At 72.2% G+C, this 20,496-nt stretch carries 14 protein-coding genes; 9 read left to right on the forward strand and 5 right to left on the reverse strand.

Annotation, left to right across the window (positions count from 1 at the left end):
• Nucleotides 1-3 precede the first annotated feature (3 nt).
• From ACL06G_RS07875 to ACL06G_RS07910, 8 genes are all read left to right on the forward strand, one after another.
• Entirely contained in the window at nt 4-1,071 is a 1,068-nt protein-coding gene (locus ACL06G_RS07875; RefSeq protein ID WP_412835626.1) for a carbohydrate ABC transporter permease, read from the forward strand.
• A complete protein-coding gene (locus tag ACL06G_RS07880; RefSeq protein WP_412784577.1) occupies nt 1,068-1,949 on the forward strand; it encodes a carbohydrate ABC transporter permease in 882 nt (293 codons plus the stop codon). The genes ACL06G_RS07875 and ACL06G_RS07880 overlap by 4 nt, the downstream gene beginning before the upstream one ends.
• A 123-nt stretch (nt 1,950-2,072) precedes the next feature.
• A complete protein-coding gene (locus tag ACL06G_RS07885; RefSeq protein WP_412835627.1) occupies nt 2,073-3,920 on the forward strand; it encodes a GH39 family glycosyl hydrolase in 1,848 nt (615 codons plus the stop codon).
• 144 nt (nt 3,921-4,064) lie between these two features.
• Nucleotides 4,065-5,537 carry a glucoamylase family protein gene (locus tag ACL06G_RS07890; RefSeq protein ID WP_412784579.1) on the forward strand — a complete coding sequence of 491 codons (1,473 nt, stop codon included), beginning with the start codon at nt 4,065-4,067 and terminating at the stop codon, nt 5,535-5,537.
• A 76-nt stretch (nt 5,538-5,613) separates the two neighbouring features.
• Nucleotides 5,614-7,038 (forward strand): sulfatase family protein, encoded by a 1,425-nt coding sequence (locus ACL06G_RS07895; RefSeq protein WP_412784580.1) that lies wholly within the window; start codon nt 5,614-5,616, stop codon nt 7,036-7,038.
• A 125-nt stretch (nt 7,039-7,163) separates the two neighbouring features.
• The gene (locus tag ACL06G_RS07900; RefSeq protein WP_412784581.1) at nt 7,164-8,117 is read left to right on the forward strand and encodes a formylglycine-generating enzyme family protein; all 954 of its coding nucleotides are present in this window, start codon (nt 7,164-7,166) and stop codon (nt 8,115-8,117) included.
• Nucleotides 8,118-8,279: 162 nt separating this feature from the next.
• Nucleotides 8,280-10,832 (forward strand): beta-galactosidase, encoded by a 2,553-nt coding sequence (locus tag ACL06G_RS07905; RefSeq protein ID WP_412784582.1) that lies wholly within the window; start codon nt 8,280-8,282, stop codon nt 10,830-10,832.
• A gap of 121 nt (nt 10,833-10,953) precedes the next feature.
• A complete protein-coding gene (locus ACL06G_RS07910; RefSeq protein ID WP_412835628.1) occupies nt 10,954-12,756 on the forward strand; it encodes a serine hydrolase domain-containing protein in 1,803 nt (600 codons plus the stop codon).
• 16 nt (nt 12,757-12,772) lie between these two features.
• Here ACL06G_RS07910 and ACL06G_RS07915 read toward each other — a convergent pair whose 3' ends face one another.
• The 5 genes from ACL06G_RS07915 to glpX all read right to left on the reverse strand — a co-directional run bounded on the left by ACL06G_RS07915 (nt 12,773) and on the right by glpX (nt 19,767).
• Complete coding sequence (locus tag ACL06G_RS07915; protein WP_412784584.1) at nt 12,773-14,620, reverse strand: SpoIIE family protein phosphatase; 1,848 nt, start codon at nt 14,618-14,620, stop codon at nt 12,773-12,775.
• Nucleotides 14,621-14,790: 170 nt separating this feature from the next.
• Entirely contained in the window at nt 14,791-17,385 is a 2,595-nt protein-coding gene (locus tag ACL06G_RS07920) for a SpoIIE family protein phosphatase (RefSeq protein WP_412784585.1), read from the reverse strand.
• A gap of 93 nt (nt 17,386-17,478) precedes the next feature.
• On the reverse strand, nt 17,479-17,691 hold the full coding sequence (locus tag ACL06G_RS07925; RefSeq protein ID WP_412784586.1) for an SPOR domain-containing protein: 213 nt from the start codon (nt 17,689-17,691) through the stop codon (nt 17,479-17,481).
• A gap of 151 nt (nt 17,692-17,842) precedes the next feature.
• On the reverse strand, nt 17,843-18,598 hold the full coding sequence (locus tag ACL06G_RS07930) for a GntR family transcriptional regulator (protein ID WP_412784587.1): 756 nt from the start codon (nt 18,596-18,598) through the stop codon (nt 17,843-17,845).
• Nucleotides 18,599-18,732: 134 nt separating this feature from the next.
• Nucleotides 18,733-19,767, reverse strand: coding sequence for a class II fructose-bisphosphatase (gene glpX, locus ACL06G_RS07935; protein WP_412784588.1), 1,035 nt, complete (start codon nt 19,765-19,767; stop codon nt 18,733-18,735).
• 165 nt (nt 19,768-19,932) lie between these two features.
• On the opposite strand from glpX, the gene ACL06G_RS07940 reads away from it, so the two are divergent.
• Nucleotides 19,933-20,481, forward strand: a complete 549-nt coding sequence (locus ACL06G_RS07940; protein ID WP_412784589.1) for a DUF4245 domain-containing protein — start codon at nt 19,933-19,935, stop codon at nt 20,479-20,481.
• The last annotated feature ends 15 nt before the right edge of the window (nt 20,482-20,496 follow it).

A 20,496-nucleotide genomic window follows, 5' to 3' on the forward strand; every position in this document is an offset into this window, starting at 1 on the left:
TCGATGGCCGCCACCACCGCTTCCTCCGGCAGCTCCGGAGGACCGGGAACGTCCGGGGCCGTGGCCGGTACCCCCACGCCGGCCACGGCCCCGGACGGGCGCCGCAAGGACCTGCCGGACGGACCGTCCCAGGACGGCGGCCGCCCGTCCGGCAGGGGCACCGGCGGGCGCAGGGCGCGCCGCGGCGACCGCCTCAGCCGTCAGACGGGGTCCGGCTGGCTGTTCTCCGCACCGTTCCTGGCCCTGTTCGCCACCTTCATGGCGTTCCCGATCCTCGCGACGCTCACCATGAGCTTCACCGACTTCGGGCTGCGCAACGTCACCGACCCCCTCTCGGCCGAGTTCGTGGGACTCGCGAACTACACGGAGCTGTTCGGGGACGAGAAGTTCCTCACCTCGCTGTTCAACACCATCTACTTCGTCGCGCTCGGCGTGCCGCTCACCGTCGGGACCGGCCTCGGCGCCGCGGTGCTGCTCAACTCCGGCATCGACCGGATGCGGACCTTCTTCCGCGTCGGCTTCTACGCACCGGTGGTCACCTCCATCGTGGCCGTCGCCGTGGTGTGGCGGTTCGTGCTGGACCCCGTGGACGGACTGATCGCCGGCCTGGCGGAGGAGATCGGGCTGCAGGGCCCGGACTTCCTCGGCTCCAGCACCCTGGCGATGCCGTCCCTGATCGTGATGGCGGCCTGGCGCAACATGGGTACGGCGATGGTGCTGTTCCTGGCGGGACTCCAGTCCATCCCGATCGAGGTGCGGGAGGCCTCCCGCATCGACGGCGCCGGGCTCTGGCAGGAGTTCCGGCGCATCACGGTACCGCTGCTGCGCCCCACCATGCTCTACGTCTCGGTGATGACGACGATCAGCTTCCTCAACGTCTTCGAGGAGCCCTTCGTCATGACCCAGGGCGGTCCGAACGACAGCACGCTGACGGTCTCCCTCCACATGTACAAGGAGGGCTTCAACTTCTTCCACATGGGCTATGCGAGCTCAATGGCGTACGTGCTGTTCACGGTGATCCTCGCCGTGACGCTGCTCCAGCTCCGTCTGCTGAAGGACAGGACGACATGACCGCCCCCGCAACGGAACGCACCGCGACCGACGCGCTCCGGCGCACCCGCAGGGCGTCGCGGGCGCGGAAGACCCTCACCCTCGGCGTGCTGTGGGTGGGCATGGCCGCCATGGCGGCACCCTTCGCGTGGATGGGGCTGTCCGCCTTCAAGACCGAGCGGGAACTGGGCGCCAGCCCCACCGTGTGGATTCCGCACGAGTGGACGCTGGAGCACTTCCGGGAGCTGCTCGCGCTGCTCGACATGGGGCAGCACTTCCTCAACTCCACTCTGGTCGCCACCGTGGTCACGGCATGCAACCTGGTGTTCTGCTCGATGCTGGGCTACGCCCTGGCGAAGCTGAACTTCGCGGGGAAGCGCGGCGTCTTCGGCGTGGTGCTCGGCGCACTGATGGTGCCGGGCAACCTGATGCTGATGCCGATGTTCGTGATGATGAGCAAGATGGAGCTGATCGACTCCTACGCGGGGCTGATCCTCCCGTTCGCGGCACAGGCCTTCGGCGTCTTTCTCATGCGGCAGTTCATGCTCGGCGTCCCCGACGAGCTGCTGGAGGCCGCCCGGATCGACGGCGCCCGGGAGTGGTACATCTTCTGGCGGATCGCGATGCCGCTGGTGAAGCCGGCACTCGCGACGCTGGCGATCTTCACCTTCCTGGGCTCGTGGAACAACTTCCTCTGGCCGCTGGTCGCCACCAACGACCCGGGGAAGTACACCCTGCCGGTGGCGCTGGCGGTGTTCGCGATCGACCCGACGCAGGCCGACGGCTCGAACGGGGTGCTGATGGCCGGTGCGTTCCTGGTCGTGCTGCCGGTGCTGCTGGTCTTCATCGTCCTGCAGCGCTACTTCACCCAGGGCATCGCCACCGCCGGACTCAAGTGACCCCCACGCCCCGGCGCGCCGCGGAACGCGCCCCGCACTGACCGCATCCCGGGCGGCCGATCCCGTCCGTACGACGACCTTTCCCGGATGCCGGGTAAGCGCATACATGGAGGTAACCCCCACATGACCGTGAACGCACGACTCGACTGGGAACAGCGCATCGGCCTCCCCAGCGACCGGCCGCTGACCGGCACCGCCGATCTGCCCGCCCCGGAGGGGCTGCGCTCCCGGGACGGGACGGGGCACGTACTGCTGGAGTGGCGTCCGGTGGAGGGGGCCCTGGGCTATCTCGTGCACCGCGCCGACTCGGTGCACGGCCCCTTCGAGCCGCTGGACCACCTCGGCGGCGACGTCCTCGCCGTCCCGCACCCGCCGTACGCCGACACCCGCGCCGAACCGGGACGGGGTTACTGGTACAAGGTGTCGTCCTGGACGGATGCCGGCCCCGGGCCGATGACCGAGGACGCCGTCTCCGGTTGCGCCGTGGCGCCCGGCTCCTCCCCCGCCGGCGTGACCGTGACCGCTGACGCGGCCGCCCCCACCGCGCCCCTCCCCCGCGTCTGGAACCGGATGATCGGCGCCGAGCACCTGTCGATGCTCACCTGGTCCGAGGGCCCGGGGCCGGGCGGTTCCGACGTGGCCGCCGAGTACGAGGCGGCACTGGGCATCGTCCGCGACGAGCTCGGGGTGCGTACGGTGCGCGCCCACGGCACGTTCCTGCCGGAGTGCGTCGCGGTGCGCGCGGACGGCACCTTCGACTTCACCGGTCTCGACGCGGTCTACGACCGCTTCCTCGCCACCGGGCTCAAGCCGGTCGTCGAACTCTCCTTCATGCCGGCGGAGCTGGCGGCCGATCCCGCGTACACGGTCTTCGAGTACAAGGGCATCGTGTCCGTGCCGCAGGACTGGGAACGCTGGGGCGACCTGTGCCGCGAACTCACCGTCCACCTGCGCGAGCGGTACGGCGCCGACGAGGTGGCGACCTGGGAGTTCGAGGTCTGGAACGAGGCCAACCTCGAGGTCTTCTGGAACGGCACGCAGGAGCAGTACCACCGGCTGTACGAGACCGCCGCCCGCGCCGTGAAGGGCGTCGATCCGCGGATCCCGGTGGGCGGCCCCGGTTCCGCCGCGGCAGGCTGGGTGGGCCCGCTGCTGGAGCACTGCCGCGAGCACGACGTCCCGATCGACTTCGTCTCCACCCACACCTACGGCAACGCGCCGCTCGACTTCCGGCCGCAGACCCGGTCGTTCGCCCAGGCCACGGGCAAGCCGGAGCCGGAGATCCTGTGGACCGAGTGGGGCGTGACGCCGACCCACTTCCACCGGGTCAGCGACTCGGTGTTCGCCGCCCCGTTCGTGCTGCGCGGCATGAAGAGCGCACTGGCGTCCACCGACTGCCTGGCCTACTGGGTGGCCTCCGACCACTTCGAGGAGCTCGGCCGTCCGCCGAAGCTGTTCCACGGCGGATTCGGCCTGCTCACGGTGGGCAACCTGCGCAAGCCGCGGTTCTGGGCGCTCGACATGCTCGACGGCATGGCTGGCGGCCGCATGCCGGTCACCACCGAGGGGGACGGCGCCGACGGGCTGACGGAGGCGCTGGCCACCCGGGCGGACGACGGTTCGACGCTCGACGTCCTGGTGTGGAACGGCACCCTGGACCAGTCGAAGATCGACGGCGCGCCCGCGCTGGACCGCACCACCACCCTCCGCGTGACCGGGCTGACACCGGGCACCTCCTACCGGGCCGAGGTGCGGCGGGTGGACGCCGAGCACGGCAACATCCAGGCCGTCTGGGACGAACTGGGCGGCGGCGACTGGCCCGACGCGGGCCAGTGGGAGCAACTGCGGGCCGCAGACGTGCTGCCGCCCGAGCCGCTGGTCCCCGTCACGGCGGACGCCGAGGGCACCGCCGAACTGTCCCTCGATCTCCCCATGCCCGGCATCCGGGCGCTGCGTCTGACCCGCACCTGACCACCACCGGGGGCATCCGTCGGGCGGCTGCTCCCGGCCCCGCACGCCGCGGCCCCTGCCGCTCCGTGCCCCTCCGCACGAGAACGACCCGGCCCGGGGGACGTCCCCGGGCCCGGGGAAACGAGCACAGGAAAGGGGAAGTTCATGCACCGACGTACTCTCCTCGGCGCGGCGGCCGGGGCTTCGGCCGCGCTCGCCCTCGGCGCGACCGGCGCCGCGGCGCGGACCGCCGGCGCCGCCTCCGGCGGGGTCGAGGCCGTTCTGCGCGGCTGGTTCGCCGACACCTACCGCTCCCTGGAAGCGATGGTGTCGCCCGAGACGGGCCTGCCGGCCGACAACATCGCGCTGGGCGACGGCGCTCCGCAGCTCAGCGAGAACACCTCGTCCACCAACATCGGCGCCTGGCTGTGGGCGACGGTCGCGGCCGCAGGGCTGGGTGTCATCGACGGGGCGGAGATGCACCGCCGCCTCGATCGTGCCGTCGCGACGATCGAACGCATGCAGCGGGTCCACGGCTTCTGGCTCAACTGGTACGAGACGCACACCGGCGAGGTGCTGGAGGAGTGGCCCGGCAGCGGCAGCCCCGTCACCAAGCTGCTGTCGACCGTCGACAACGGCTGGCTGGACGTGGGCCTGCGCATCGCCGAGGATGCCGACCCGCTGGTGGCCGGACGGATCCGGCGGATGCGCAGGGACATCGACTGGTCGTTCTTCTACGCCCCCTACGACGCGGACGACCCGGAGACCCACCCGGGCCACATGCACACCGGGTTCTGGGTGGACGACGACGCCCTCACGCCGTACTTCTACGGTGCCCTGTGCTCCGAGACGCGGATCTCCGGCTACCTCGGGCTCGGTGACGGCACGGTGCCCGGCGACCACTACTGGCGCATGCTGCGCACGCTGCCGCCGGACCGCGAGGACCAGGAGATGCCCCCGGAGGGCCGCTGGGTGACGCAGGACGGCGTCCGCCGCTGGGCGGGGCACTACACCTACCGCGGACGCAAGCACGTACCCGGCTGGGGCGGCTCGATGTTCGAGGCGCTGATGCCGGAGCTGTTCGTGCCGTCGGCCCGCTGGTCGCCCGGCTCGTGGGGTGTCAGCCTCCGGAACCACGTGCTGGGGCAGCGCGACCACGGGCTGCACGACGCCGAGTACGGCTACTGGGGCTTCTCTCCCTCCAATGTCCCGGAGGGCGGCTACCAGGAGTACGGCGTGCAGTACTTCGGGATCTCCAACAGCGGCTACTGCTCCAACACCGACCGCACCTACGTACCGTACGGCTCCCCGTCGCCCGAGCCGTCGGAGTACACCAACGGCGTGGTCACCCCGCACGCGGCGATGCTGGCGATGCTGATGGCCCCGCGGGACGCGATGACCAACCTCCGCCGTCTGGAACGGGACTTCGACGTGTACGAGGAGGGGTACGGCTTCTACGACTCCGTCAACGTCCGCACCGGAACGGTCAGTGACCGCATGCTCTCCCTCGACCAGGGCATGGTGGCCGCCGCCCTCGCCCAGATGCTCAGTCCGGGGCTCCTCCAGCGCCCCTTCCGGCAGGGTGCGTTCGCCCGCAACCTGAGGCCGCTGATCTCCCGCGAGGACTTCGGCGTCTGATCCCGCAGCCGTGCCGCCGGGCCGCCCCTCCTGACGGGGGCGGCCCGGCGGCGCCCCTTCGAGGAAGGACCTCCGCATGCCCGGCGACCGCCCGAACATCGTGCTCTTCATGACCGACGACCACGCCGCCCCCGCGATCGGCGCCTACGGCAGCGTCATCAACCGCACCCCGGCCGTGGACCGGCTGGCGGCGGAGGGCATGCGGTTCGACAACACCTTCTGTACGAACGCCATCTGCTCACCGGCCCGGGCCACGCTGCTGACCGGTACCTACAGCCATGTGCACGGCATGACGTCGCTGGAGGGGCCGGACCACACCTTCGACGCAACACAGCCCTCCTTCCCCGAGATGCTCCGGGAGGCCGGCTATCAGACGGCCCTGATCGGCAAGTGGCACCTGGGCCACGGCGGGGACAGCGATCCGCGCGGCTTCGACCACTGGGAGATCCTGCCCGAGCACGGCGTCTACCACGACCCGACGTTCGTGAGCCCCGACGGCGAGCACCCCCACCGGGGCTACGTCACGGACATCATCACCGACCTGGCGCTGGGCTGGCTCGACGAACGGGACCCCGACCGGCCGTTCGCCCTGTTGATCCAGCACAAGGCCCCGCACCGGGCGTTCGAGCCGGCCGACCGCCACCGCCACCTCTACGAGCACGACGAGATCCCCGCGCCGTCCACCCTCCACGACGACCTTTCCGGACGCGCACCGGCCGCGGCGGAGGCCCGCATGCGGATGGCGGACCTGGAACCGCACGACCTGAAGCAGCCGGTGCCGGAGGGGCTCTCGCCGCACGAGGAACGCGAGTGGCGCTACCAGCGCTACATCAAGGAGTACCTGCGGGTCGTCGCGGCGCTCGACGAGAACGTGGGGCGGGTGCTGCACTACCTCGACATCACGGCGCTGGCGGACAGCACCGCCGTGGCCTACACCTCCGACCACGGCTTCTTCCTCGGCGAGCACGGCTGGTTCGACAAGCGGTTCATGTACGAGCCGTCGTTGCGCATCCCGCTGGTGGTCCGGTGGCCCGGAGAGGTGGAGCCGGGCTCGGTCAACGACGACATCGTGGTGAACACCGACTTCGCGCCGACCCTCCTGGACCTGGCCGGGGTTCCGGCACATCCGCGCATGCAGGGGCGGAGCCTGCTGCCGCTGCTGCGGGGCGGCACCCCGCCGGACTGGCGGCAGTCGATGTACTACCGCTACTACATGCATCTGGACGTCTGCCACGGTGTGCAGGCCTGCTACGGGGTGCGGACCCGCACCCACAAGCTCATCCGGTACCCCGGGCACGGTTCCGGGGCCTCGGGCGCCGACCCGTCGCCGAGGGAACCCGCGTGGGAGCTCTTCGATCTGGCGGCCGACCCGGAGGAGCTGCGGAACGTGTACGACGATCCGGGGTACGCGGCGGTGCGGGACGAGCTGGAGGCCGAACTGGCGAGGCTGCAGGCGGAACTCGGGGACACCCCGGAGGGCGTCCTCCCCGCTGCGGGCTGAGGACGCCGGTCCTCCGCCGCGGCTGCGGAGCGGCGCCGATTTGGTCCGGGCCCCCGGCGCACGGAGCATGGGTTCCGGTCCCGCCGGGGCCGGGCGGTCGAGGTCGACGGGAAGAGGGAACGACGGTGGACGAGGACGCACCCCGCGCATGTTGCGCGCCCTCCCGCGGGGGCGGGCCTCCGGCCGCACCGCCCGCCGTGCCGGGGCACGAGCAGGAAGCGGCGCGTACGCCGGAGCCGCACCGCGGGTGGCGCGACCTCGACGGCGGGGCCTTCCTCATGGGTTCCGCGGACGGCCCGTACCCGGCCGACGGCGAGGGCCCGGTGCGGCGGGTCGCGCTCTCCCCCTTCGGTATCGCGGCCACCGCCGTGACCGTCGCCGAGTTCGCGGAGTTCACCGCGGCGACCGGCCACGTCACGGACGCGGAGCGGTTCGGCTGGTCCTTCGTCTTCGCCGGCTTCCTGCCCGCCGGGGCTCCGCCCACCCGGGGGGCCGCGGCCGCACCCTGGTGGCGGCAGGTGTTCGGTGCCGACTGGCGCCGCCCCGAGGGCCCGGGGTCGGACACCGCCGGGCGTGCGGACCACCCCGTGGTGCACGTGAGCCACGCAGACGCCCTGGCGTACTGCGCGTGGGCGGGTGTGCGGCTGCCCACGGAGGCGGAGTGGGAGTACGCGGCCCGGGGAGGTCTGGAGCAGCAGCCCTTCCCCTGGGGCGAGGAGCGCGATCCGGGTGGCACCTACCGGATGAACATCTGGCGCGGTTCCTTCCCGGACCGCAACACCGCGGCCGACGGCTTCGCCGGAACCTGCCCCGTGGACGCCTTCGAGCCCAACGGTTTCGGGCTGTTCAACACCACGGGCAACGTGTGGGAGTGGTGTGCGGACCGCTTCTCGCCGGGGTTCCACAAGCGGGGGCCGCGGCAGGATCCGGCGGGGCCGCCGACCGGGGACACGCGGGTGCTGCGGGGCGGCTCGCACCTGTGTCACGCCTCGTACTGCCTGCGCTACCGCACCTCTGCGCGGATGGGGAACACGCCGGACAGCTCCAGCGGCAACACGGGTTTCCGCGTGGCGCGCTGACGTTCCGCCGGGGCACCCGCGTGACGGGGCCGGCGGCGGTCTCCACTGCTCGCGCCCTCGTCGGGGAAAGGTGCTGCACCACTCTTGTATGCGCTTTCTGAAAGCGCATACAGTCCTTCGGCACCGACGTCCCCACCCGCCCCGAAGCCCGGGAGACCCGTCATGCCCCACCACGACAACGCTGTGCGCCGCCGGACCGTCCTCGGCGGCACCGCCGCCACCGCGGCCGCCGCCGCTGCGGGCGGCCTGCACGCTCCGGCCGCGGCCGCCGCCCCCCGCACCCCCGCGGAGGGGGCGGCGGCCGACGGGCCGGCGGCAACCGTCGGATACGCCGACAAGACCCTGCTCATCGACGGCGAACCGGTGCTGGTGCTGGCCGGCGAGATCCACTACTTCCGCCTGAAGCGCGACGAGTGGCAGTCCCGTCTGGACCGGGCCAAGGAGGCCGGACTCAACACCATCACCAGCTACGTACCGTGGCTGTGGCACGAACTCCCCGACGGCACCCTGGACGTGACGGGCCGCACCCGCCCGGAACGCGACCTCGGGGCCTTCATCGACCTCTGCCTGGAGAACGGCTTCCACTTCATCCCCCGGCCGGGCCCGTTCAACATGGCCGAACTGAAGGGGCAGGGCGTGCCGCAGCGGGTGCGGGACGAGCACCCGGAGATCGTGCCCACCGGCTGGATGGGCAAGGAGGCCCCGACCGAGACGGTCGACTACCTGGCTCCCGCCTTCCTCGACGAGGCACGGCGCTGGTACGACGCGGTGATCCCGGTGATCGCACGCCGCCGCCACCGCAAGGGCCGCCCCGGCGTGATCGCCTGCCAACTGGACAACGAGATCGGCATGCTCGCCTGGGTGAGCAACTCCCCCGATCTCACGGACGGCCTGCTGAAGGACTTCAACGGCTGGCTGGACCGCACCTACGGCGCGGACCTCGGCGGCCGCTATCCGTTCGCCGGCAAGCCCGCCGACGAGCGCGACGCCGCGATCCGCACTCCGCGGAACGGCTACGCCCAGGCCCTGATGCACGACCTGGGCACCTTCATGCGCGGACGCTTCTCCCGGTACGTCGAAGCGCTCCGGGACGCCGCGGAGCGGAACGGACTGAAGGGGCTGCCGTTCCTCGTCAACATTCACGGCACCGGCGGCGGACGCGCCAAGAACTTCCCCATCGGCATCAGCCAGTTGATGGAGACCTACGCGGGCAAGCCCGGAATGATCTCCGGCGCCGACTTCTACCTCGGCAGCCTGAACATCGGCAACGTGGTCGACCTGTACCTGGTCAACGCCTTCATGGACGCCGTCCACGACACCGACCAGCCGCTGACCACCGCCGAGTTCGACGCCGGTCACGCCGACTACGGCAACGACCTCAGCAACCAGTCGGACGCGGAGGCGAGCGGCCTGAAGTCGCGGCTCTGCCTCGCACAGGGCGTCAAGATGATCAACTACTACCTGTTCGCCGGAGGCAGGAACCCCAAGCTGGACGAACCCGTCGGCGACGGCAACGACCGCATCGGGATCACGGGGGAACGGCACGGATTCGCCGCGCCCGTCGACCCCGAAGGACGCCGCAACCTGGGATTCGCGCCGCTCAAGGAGTGCGTGCACGCGGTCAACGGCCTGGCGTCCGCGCTCGCACCGATGCGCCAGGAGTACGACGGCCTCGCGCTCGGCTTCGTGCCGGACCACTACCTCACCGAATACCGGCCGCCGGAGAGCGACGCCGTGACCGACACCGTGCGGGATCTGGAGAACAACCGCGGTTTCGGACCGCGCGACGCGCTCTCCCGCGCCCTCCTCCTCGGCGGCTTCCGCTACCGGGCTCTCGACCTGCAGGCCCGCGACGTCGACCCGTCCCGTACTCCCGTGCTGGGGCTGGCCACCGGGGAGCACCTCGACCGCGCCCTGCAGCAGCGGCTGGTGCGGTACCTCCGCGCGGGAGGGAAACTGCTGCTGTCGGGCCGGGTACCGGTGGCCGACATGGCGGGCGAGGACTGCACCGTCCTCGCCGAGGCACTCGGCCTGACAGTGGGCCGAACCCTCACGGACGCCGACCGCTTCTGGCTCTCGGCGACGTCGCACGGCTGGGCGGCGCCCCGTGCGGAGATCCGGGTCCCGAAGGCCCAGTTGTGCACCCCCTCGCGCGGCGACACCGTGCTGCGCGAGGTCTCGACGGGGAAGGGGTGCGGCTTCGACATCCCCGTGGGTGCCGGCCGCGCCGTGGTCGTGACCTGCGACTACCGGTGCGACCTGGACTTCTGGATGAAGGCGGTCCGGGCACTGGGCACCGCGCCGACGCTCACCCACACCGGCAACGTCCCGGGCGTCTTCCTGCTGACGACCGAGAACGGCGACCGCGGCCGGCTGCTGCACGCCTTCAACGTCAGCTCGGGAGTCCCGGAGTCCTTCACGGTCGCGGAGAAGGGCAAGCCTCTCTTCGGCGGGGAGACGCTGCACCTGCCGGGCCGCAGCGCCGTCATGCTGCCGCTGGACCTGGCGGCGGGCGGCATGCGGATCGCCTACGCGACCGCCGAGATCACCCGCATCCGCGACGGTGCGGTGGACTTCCGCACCGACGCCGGAGAAGCGGTCGTCGCGGTCGAGGGCCGGGCACGCTGCGCGGACGCCAAGGCCACGTACGAGGGCGGCAGGACCGTGCTCCGGGTGCGCGGCCGCTCCGCCTTCACCGTCCGCCGCGCCGGATGAACCCCGGCGCGGCGTCAATGGTCGCGCCAACGGCGACGGCGCAGGACCGGTCACAACCGGCCCTGCGCCGTCTACGCTGACGCTTCGTCGGTGCCGTGTCCGCAGGCGTGAGAGGTGTGGGATGAGACGACGTCGGTTCATCGGGGCGATGGGCGGCCTGGCCGTTCTGCCCGGCAGTCTTCCCCTCGCGGGCCCGTCGGCCGCCGCACCGGGGCTTCCCGCGGCGCCGGACGCGCCGGGCGCTCCCACGGTCACGCCCGAGGACCTGACGTTCCGGCCGCGCACCCTCCGGCCGGGCAGTCCGCGGCGTGCCGGGCTGCTGGCGGAGCACGTGGCCCGGATCGTGCCCACCGCCGCCTCCTTCATGGAGCCCGGCCCGGGGCGCAGTCACCCCTCCCACCCGGGATTCGTGGTGCTCGCCGCCCGGAACGGGGTGATCGTGGAGCACGCGGCCCGCGGGTACGCCCTGCGGTACGCGAGCTGGGACGCCGAGGCGGGCGCCCCCGTGGAGCTGCCGCGCGAGGAATGGGTGGCCGCCCGGCCCGACACGCTCTACGACATGGCCTCGGTCTCCAAGCTGTTCACGTCCGTGGTGCTGACGATCCTCGCCGAACGCGGGGACCTCGCGCTCACGGCACCCGTGGCCCACTACCTGCCGGACTTCGACGGAACGGACGCGGACAAGTCCTCCATCGTCGTGGAGCAGCTGCTGACGCACACCTCCGGCATGAAGGCATGGATCAGCCTCGCGGGCCACGACAGCGACGCCGCCCGGATGCAGGCGATCTACGACCAGCCGCTGACCTTCGCGCCCGGCACCGACTACACCTACTCCGACCTCAACCTCATCACCGCGGGCAAGGTGGCCGAGGCGATCACCGGCAAGGGGCTGGACACTCTGGTGGCGGAGCTGGTCACGGGGCCGCTGGGGCTGCGCGACACCGGCTACAACCCTTCCGCGGCCGAGCTGGAGCGGATCGCGGCGACGGAGTACCAGCCCTGGACGGAACGCGGCATGGTCCGCGGCAGCGTCCACGACGAGAACGCCTACTACTTCGGCGGCGTCGCCGGCCACGCCGGCATCTTCTCCACCGCGGGCGACATGGCGATCTTCGGGCAGATGGTGCTCAACGGCGGCACGTACGGCGGCACGCGGCTGCTGCGCGAGGAGACCGTGCGCTCCCTGCTCACCAACCGCAACCCGCAGTTCGGCGGCGGGGCGGCCCGCGGCCTGGGGTGGCAGCTGAACCAGCGCTGGTACATGGACGGCCTGACCTCGCCGGTCGCGTTCGGACACACCGGCTACACCGGCACCTGCCTCGTCGGCGATCCGCTGTCCGGCACGGTGTACGTGCTCCTCACCAACCGGGTGCACCCGACCCGCGAGTGGGGCACCTCCAGCGACTACCGGCGCCGTCCCGCACGGCATCTGGGGCGCGCGCTGCCCGTGGCGCCCGCGGTCGGACGGACGGCGTGGTTCTCCGGCCAGGAGGACGCCACCACGGCGACGCTGCGGGCGCCCTTCCGCCGCCCCGCCGAGCGCCCGGCGTCCCTGGACTTCCGGCTCTGGTACGACACCGAGTCCACCGACGTGTGCACCGTGGAGGCTGCGACGGTGCACAACCCGGGCGAGGAGGACTGGAGTCCGGTGCCGCTCCGACTGCGAGCCGGCCGGCACGACTGGCGGACCGACGGTTCGGTCTCGGGCTTCTCCGAACGCCAATGGCTGCATGCCGCAGGGCAGTTGCCGACCGGCACGACGGCGGTGCGCTGGCGGTACGCCGCGGACTCCGTCTACCAGGGCCGCGGCGTCTACGTGGACGGCATCCGCGTGCGGGAGGGACGGGTACCGCTGTTCCTCTCCGAGCGCCGCAGCGACGACGGGCGGATGGTGGCCCGGGGCTGGGTCCGCTCGGCGGACTGAGGGCCGCCGACCGCGCTCACCGGGACGCTCCGACCTCCTCCCCGAACAGGTCGAGCAGCGCCTCGGTGGGGTCCTGCGACGTGGTGCGCCCGTCGGGCAGGTCCATCTCGAACCACACCGTCTTGCCGTGCGGTGTCTTCCTGCTCCCCCATGCCTGGCTGAGCAGTTGCACCAGTTGGAGTCCGCGCCCGCCCTCGTCGGTCACCCGGGCGCGGCGGCGGCGCGGCTGCACCAGACCGGAGTCCCAGACCTCGCAGACCAGGGTGCGGTCGAGCAGCAGGCGGAGGCGTATCTCGCCCTCGCCGTGGCGGAGGGCGTTGGTGACGAGTTCGCTCACCAGCAGTTCGGTGGTGTCGGCCAGGGCGCCCAGCTCCCACGCGGCCAGTTGCTCGACGGCGAGGTCGCGGGCGCGTGCCACGGACTGCGGTGCGGGTTCGAGCCACCAGTCACCGACGGACTCGGCGGGCATCCCCTCGACCCGTGCGACGAGCAGCGCGATGTCGTCCTCGCCGTGGTGCACGTCGAGGTCGCCCAACACGCGGTCGGCGACGTCCTCCAGGGCCTTCGGCGGCCGCGAGAGCGCCCTGCGCAACGCGTTGAGCCCCTCGTCCAGCGGGTGGTCGCGGGACTCCACGAGACCGTCGGTGTAGAGGGCGAAGAGGGCACCGTCCGGCAGTTCCACCTCGATCTGCTCGAACGGTTCTCCACCGACGCCGAGCGGCACTCCCTTGGGAACCTCGAGCAGCAGGCCGCCGCCGTCCGGGCGTTCGGCGTCCTCGGGGTCGAGCAGCACGGGCGGCAGGTGGCCGGCGTTGGCGAAGGTGCAGCGCCGGGTGACGGGGTCGTAGACGGCGTAGGCGCAGGTGGCGAGATAGACCTCGGCCAGGTCCTCGGTCCCGTCGGGCTGACGGCGCGTCCGCCGGCGGCTGTCCGCCGGGGCGCCGAGCCCCTGGGCGATCTCGTCGAGGGCACCGAGCACCTCGGCGGGCTCGGTGTCCAGCAGCGCCAGGGTCCTGACGGCGGTGCGCAGTTCGCCCATCGCGACCGCGGCGCGCAGACCCCGGCCCATCACGTCGCCGACGACGAGAGCCGTGCGGTGGCCGGGCAGGTCGATGACGTCGAACCAGTCGCCGCCGACCTCCGTGGCGGGGTTCCCGGGGAGGTAGCGGCAGGCGATGTCCAGACCGGCCGCTTCGGGGTTGCCGGGTGGCAGCAGGCTGCGCTGCAGGATGAGCGCCCGCTCGTGCTCGCGGCGGTAAAGCCGCGCGTTGTCGAGGAACACCGCCGCGCGTGCGGCGAGTTCGGCGGCAAGAGCGGCGTCCCGCTCTCCGAAGGCGCCGCTGCCCTTCACACGGGAGAAGTGCGCCAGGCCCAGCACCCGTTCCCTGGCGACCATGGGAACGGCCAGTGTGGACTGCACGACCACGCCGAACTGCGCGGGCACGGTGCCCTCTCTCCCGTTGACGCGCCGCACGCGGGCGGTGCGCAGCGCCTCGGCGCCGATGGAGGAGGCGGGGTAGCGGTGGCTGGATCCCACGGACACCGGTGTGCCGCCGCGCCCCTCGGCGTCCGAGGGCAGCGGCAGCGGTGCGTCGGAGACCGCGCTGGCGAAGGCGACGCGGCGGAGCGCGCCACTGCCCTCCGTGGCTCCGGCGGCCGGAGGTTCGTCGCCGGCGAGCACGGCCTCGTAGAGGTCGACGGATGCGAGGTCGCAGAACTGCGGCACCGCGACGTCCAGCAGCTCACGGGCCGTGGCGTCCAGGTCGAGCGTGTTCCCGATGCGCGCTCCGGCCGCGTTCAGCAGCGCCAGCGCCCGGCGCACGTCGTCCGGCTTGCCCGCCGCCTCGACTGGGATATCGCTCAACGCTTTCCCTTCCCGTCACAGGTGTCCGCCGATCGGAGCATTGTCGCAGGCCCGGGCCGGGAGCAACACGCCCTTGCCGACTCCGGGAAACCGGCACCGCTTCCGCCGCCCGGCGGCAGGGCGACGTTGCCCGCGCGCCCCGCGGCTTCTCCGGAGCCTCCACCGGTCTCCTATCCGAGCAGAGGCAGCTCGAACCAGACGGTCTTCCCGATCGGACCGTGACGGGTACCCCACCGGCGGGACTCGCGGGCAACCATCTGGATGCCGCGTCCACCCTCGTCCTCCTCGGTCGCGGTACGGGGCTGGGGAGGAGCGGGCAGCGGATCGGACACCTCGACGAGCAGGGAACCGCCGCGAACCATGCGCAGCCCGATCGGACCGTGCGCGTAGCGCAGCGAGTTGGTGACCAGTTCGCTCACCAGCAACTCGGTGGTGTCGACGAGTTCGGGCAGTTCCCATTCGAGGAGCGTGTCGCGGACGACGGAGCGCGCCCTGCGCACCGCGTAGCTCTCGGCGGAGAACGTCCAGGAGGCGGCGCTCCCTTCGGGGAGTCCGCCGAGTTGCGCCATCAGCAGCGCGGCGTCGTCGGCCGGCACCGACGGGCTGACGACCGAGCGTTCGGGGTCCTTGCGGCTGCGGCCGCTGGCGGCGCGGGTGGCGATGACGGCGTCGCAGGCGTCGTCGAGCGTCGGCGCGGGCGTGCGGGCGCACAGCAGTTCGCGGAGCCGCTCGATGCCGTCGGTGATGTCCTCGCCGCGGCTCTCGATCAGCCCGTCGGTGTAGAGCACCAGGACGGCGCCCTCCTCCACGTCGAGTTCCACCGTCTCGAACTGGACGCCGCTCACCCCCAGCGGCGCACCGCTGGGCAGGTCGAGGATGCGGGAGCGCCAGCCGCCCTCCGGCCCGGGCAGCAGGAGCAGCGGTGGCACATGCCCTGCCTTGGCGAGGTGGCACCGCCTGGTGGACGGGTCGTAGACGGCGTAGAGGGCGGTGGCGAGCAGCGGGTCGTCCGGGCCCGCCGCGAGGTCGTCGGCGAGTTCGTTGACGCGGCGCAGGAGTTCGTCGGGCGGCAGGTCGAGCCCGGCCAGGGTGCGGACGGCCGTCCGGATCCGGCCCATCGTGGCCGCGGCGCGCAGGCCGTGCCCGGTCACGTCGCCGACGACGAGGGCGACGCGGCCGCCGGCGAGCGGGATGACGTCGAACCAGTCGCCGCCGACCTCCGTGCCGCTGCTGCCGGGCACGTAGCGGTAGGCGACCTGGACCCCCGGCGGGGACGGGACCGACTGCGGCAGCAGGGCGCGCTGGAGCATCAGTGCGCCCTCGCGTTCGCGGGCGTACAGACGTGCGTTGTCCAGAGAGGTGCCGGCCCGGTCGGCGACCTCCATGGCGAGGGCGAGGTCGTCGTGGTCGAAGGGGTCGCTCTCGGCGGCGCGGCTGATCACCAGCAGACCGAGGACGATGCCGCGGGCCCGGAGCGGGACGACCATGAGGGAGTGGATGCCCAGGTCGAGAGCGGCGAGCACCTTCGGGTCGTCGGGGTAGGTGGCCTCGGTGAGTTCCTGCTGCGAGGTGATCAGGTAGGGGGAGCCGGTGGTGAGGGTGCGGCCGAAGTAGGAGCCGGTCTCGAAGGCGATGTCCTGCCCGACGCGGAGCATGCGGCGCACCGAAGGGCCCCGGTCCTTCGCGGCGACCCCGAGCTGGAGGAGCGGGGTGCCGGCGAGGGGGCTGCGCCGGGGGAGGTCGCCGCCGTGCACGAGGTTGCTCACGAGCATGACGCCCGCGTAGTCGGCGAACCGGGGCACCAGGGAGGTGGCGAGTGCCTGGGAGATGTTGCGGACGTCGAGGAAGTCTCCGAGGGCGACGCCGACATGGTCGAGGAGGGCGAGCCGCTGCCGGGCCTTCTCGATCTTGTCCAGTGCCGCCCGGCGTTCGGAGACGTCCATGACGGAGCAGCTCAGGCCGAGGACCTGGCCGCGGTCGTCGGTGAGCCGGCTGTAGGACACCGAGCGGGCACCGACGCCGTCGGGGGCGTTGGTCACCAGGTCGATGACGGGCCTTCCGGTGTGCAGCACGGAGTGCTGGATCCGGCTGACCTGGTCGGCGAGTGCGGGAGGCAGCACCTCGTGGACGGTCCGGCCGAGGTGGTCCTCGACGGGCACGCCGTTGAGCCGGGCGAGGGATTCGTTGACCCGCACGTAGCGCAGCTCGGTGTCGAAGAGGCCGAACCCGAGGGGGGAGGAGCCGAAGAGGGCGTTGAGTGCGGCGAGGTCGTGGTCGATGGCGCGGAGCTGGCCCACGTCCGCGAGGCTCAGCGCGACGTAGGGCGCGCCGTCGCCGTCGGACATCAGGAAGGCCCGGCTCTCGACGGTGAGCGGGTGGCCGTCGGCGTGGTGCACGCGGAGGATGCCGCGCCAGCGGCGGTCGCGGCGGAGCGCTGCGAAGATCTCGGCCGACTGCTGCTCGGGGCTGATATCCCCCACGGGGCGGAGGAAGGCGTCGATCGGATGGCCCACGAGGTGTCCCGGGTTCCAGCCCAGGATCTCCTCGGCCGATCCGCTCCACAGCATCACCCGGCCGCGGGTGTCCAGGATGATGACGCCCAGCCGGATCGTGTCCAGCAGGGAGGACATGGCTTCGTTGGGCGAGAGGCCGGCAGAGCGCCCGGTGTCCGTCCGGGGTTCGTCGCCCCCGTCGTCGGGTGCGACGCGGGTTCCCTCACCGGCCGGTTCGCTGCTCGCGCCCCTCGGTCCCGCGGTCTCTGCCACACCGCCCACGTCCCTGATCGGGTATCCATTCGGCCGAACAACCCGGCCGAACGAGACTAATGGCTACATACCCGATTCTGCACGTGCTCAGCCTCACCCACCGCTCGCGCGGTCACGCGCCTCCACCAGATAGCCGTCGCCCGGGGCCCGGGAGGCGGGCGGCGCCTGCGCGGCGAGCCGGTCCGCCATCTGCTGGGCCTCGGCGCGGGTGGCGTAGCTGCCGACGCGGTAGCGGTTGCCGGATGCGTCCTGACGCACCAGGAGCCAGGGCAGAACAGGGCCGTGGTCACCGCTCACCTTCCGCATGAGCGGGAGCTTAGCCCCCGGGTCTCACCCTGCGCAGTCGTTCCGGGGCAACGGGTGCACGAAGATCGGTCACGTGTTCGCCTGACTGCGGGCCCGTCGGTGGCGTCGGCGGGCGGAGCACGCCGACGCAAGGTGGGGGTGCGGCGGTGGGCTATCCGACGGGAAGCCGGTAGGTCAGCCGGAACCTGCCGGAGGGCACCACGACGTCGGCCGTCTCGACGGGGCGCCCGCCGGCGTGGAAGGTGCGCTCGACGACCAGCGCGAGCCGCCCCGGCACCTCCCCCAGGGCGACCGCCTCGTCCGCCAGGAAGGGCCGGGCACCGACCTCTTCGGCGACGTTGTCCACCACCAGCTCTACGGCCGCCATGCGCTCGACGACGCCGCGGCCGCCGAGCGGGCCCTCCTCGGGGAGCATCACGGGAGTGCGGCCGGTGATCTCCAGCGGCTCCCAGGAGGTGGAGAGCATCACCGGCTCGCCCTCCTCGCGGAAGACGTAGCGGGTCCGCATGACCGGGGCGCCCGGCTCGAGGTGGAGCCGCTCCGCGACGGCGGGGGCCGCCTCCTCCTGCTCGCTGTACGCCTCCCAGGTGCCCTTCGCGGCCTCGTCCCCCTGCTCCTGGCGGAAGGTGCCGGGCTCCTCGCCCGGCACCCGGTAGCCGGTGCGGACCACGCGACGCGGCACCGGGTGCTCCCGCACGTAGGTGCCGGAGCCGGAGCGGCCCTCGACCAGCCCCTCGGCCATGAGCACCTTGCGGGCCTCCAGCGCCACCGTGTCGGAGACGCCGTACTGCGCGCGGATTCTCGCCTGGGAGGGCAGACGGGTGTGCGGGGGCAGGCTGCCGTCGACGATCTGCCTCCGCAGATCACCGGCGACACGCAGGTACGCGGGCTGCTCACCGAATGGCACGTGCCCTCCCGGGGGTTCGACCGTGCGCAACAGCTTGGCAACCCTCGGTCGCGACCCGCAATACACGGCCAAGGAATCACTCGATGTGATGATGGCCTGTTCAGGCGGCTCGGCCCGGGGCGAGGGCGACCGGGTCAGCGGGCGCGGTCGAAGTCGACAGCGCTGTAGGCCCGCAGCTTCGACAGCCGGTGCGTGGATTCGATCTGGCGGATCGTGCCGGACTTCGACCGCATCACCAGCGACTGCGTGTAAGCCGTCTCGGCGCGGTACCGCACACCGCGCAGCAGGTCGCCGTCGGTGATGCCGGTGGCGACGAAGAACACGTTCTCGCCCCCCACCAGGTCGTCGGTCTGCAGGACCCGGTCGAGGTCGTGCCCTGCGTCCAGGGCCCGCTGCCGCTCGGCGTCGTCCTTGGGCCACAGCTTGCCCTGTATGGTCCCGCTCAGGCACTTGATCGCGCAGGCGGCGATGATGCCCTCCGGCGTGCCGCCGACCCCCAGGAGCATGTCGACGCCGGTGCCCTCCCGGACCGCCATGATGGCGCCGGCCACGTCGCCGTCGGAGATGAACTTGATGCGGGCACCGGCCTCGCGGATCTCCTTGACGATGCCCTGGTGCCGGGGACGGTCGAGCACCACCACGGTGACGTCCTCGATCGCGAGCCCCTTGGCCTTGGCCACCCGGCGCACGTTGACCGAGGCGGGCGCGTCGATGTCGACGAACTCCGCCGCCTCCGGGCCCGTCACCAGCTTGTCCATGTAGAACACCGCGGACGGGTCGAACATCTCTCCCCGCTCGGCGACCGCGAGGACGGAGACCGCGTTGCCCATCCCCTTCGCGGTGAGCGTGGTGCCGTCGACCGGGTCCACCGCGACGTCGCACTCCGCACCGTGTCCGTCGCCGACCCGCTCGCCGTTGAACAGCATCGGGGCCTCGTCCTTCTCGCCCTCGCCGATGACGACCACACCGTTCATCGCGACGGTGGAGACGAGCGTCCGCATGGCCTTGACCGCAGCGCCGTCGGCGCCGTTCTTGTCGCCGCGCCCGACCCAGCGCCCGGAGGCCATGGCACCGGCCTCGGTGACCCGGACCAGTTCGAGGGCGAGGTTGCGGTCCGGCGCCTCCGGCCCGGGCTCCAGCTGGGACGGCAGATAATGGTTCTCGGTCATCGGAGCGCACCTTTCTGTACGGCGACGGCCGTGGGTGAGGGTTACCCCCGACTCTATACAGCCGTGGAAATGTGAGCAGCAGTGCCCACGTTTGAGCGCTTCCCCGTCTCTCCGCCACGACACCCCGGGCATCTCGGCAGGAAGGGGGTACGAGACGATGGGCGGGTGGCAGCAGAGAAGAAGAGCGGCATCCGCATGATCCGGGACATGGTGTTCTCGGTGACCGTGGTGGCCCTCGCGGCCGGCGTGATCTACCTGTTCGTCCCGCACGACACGGACCGGGACCCGGTGCGGCCGGTGTCCTACCGGGTCGAGCTGAGAACGGCGTCCCGGGCGGCCCCCTACCCCGTGGCCGCCCCGGAGGGGCTGCCGGGGAACTGGCGCGCCACCTCCGTGACGTACGAGGGCGCCGGTCCCGACGGCGCCGCCTGGCACCTCGGCTTCGTCACCCCGGACGAGGAGTACGCGGCGCTGGAGCAGAGCGACGCCGAGCAGGAGTCCTTCGTCGAGGACGTGACCTACGGCGCGCGGCGGACCGGCGCCACGGTGCGCATCGGCGGGGAGACCTGGGCCCGGTACGCGGGGCACAAGTACGACGCCCTGGTGCGCAGCGGCCCGGAGGTGACCACGGTCGTCACGGGCACGGCCTCGCCCGCGCAGCTGGAGCGGCTGGCCGCCGCGCTCGAACCTGCCGCGCAGGACGCGCGGGGCTGAGCCGGCGGCCGGACC

The sequence above is a fragment of the Streptomyces callyspongiae genome (genome assembly GCF_047200695.1).
Classification (GTDB): Bacteria; Actinomycetota; Actinomycetes; order Streptomycetales; family Streptomycetaceae; genus Streptomyces.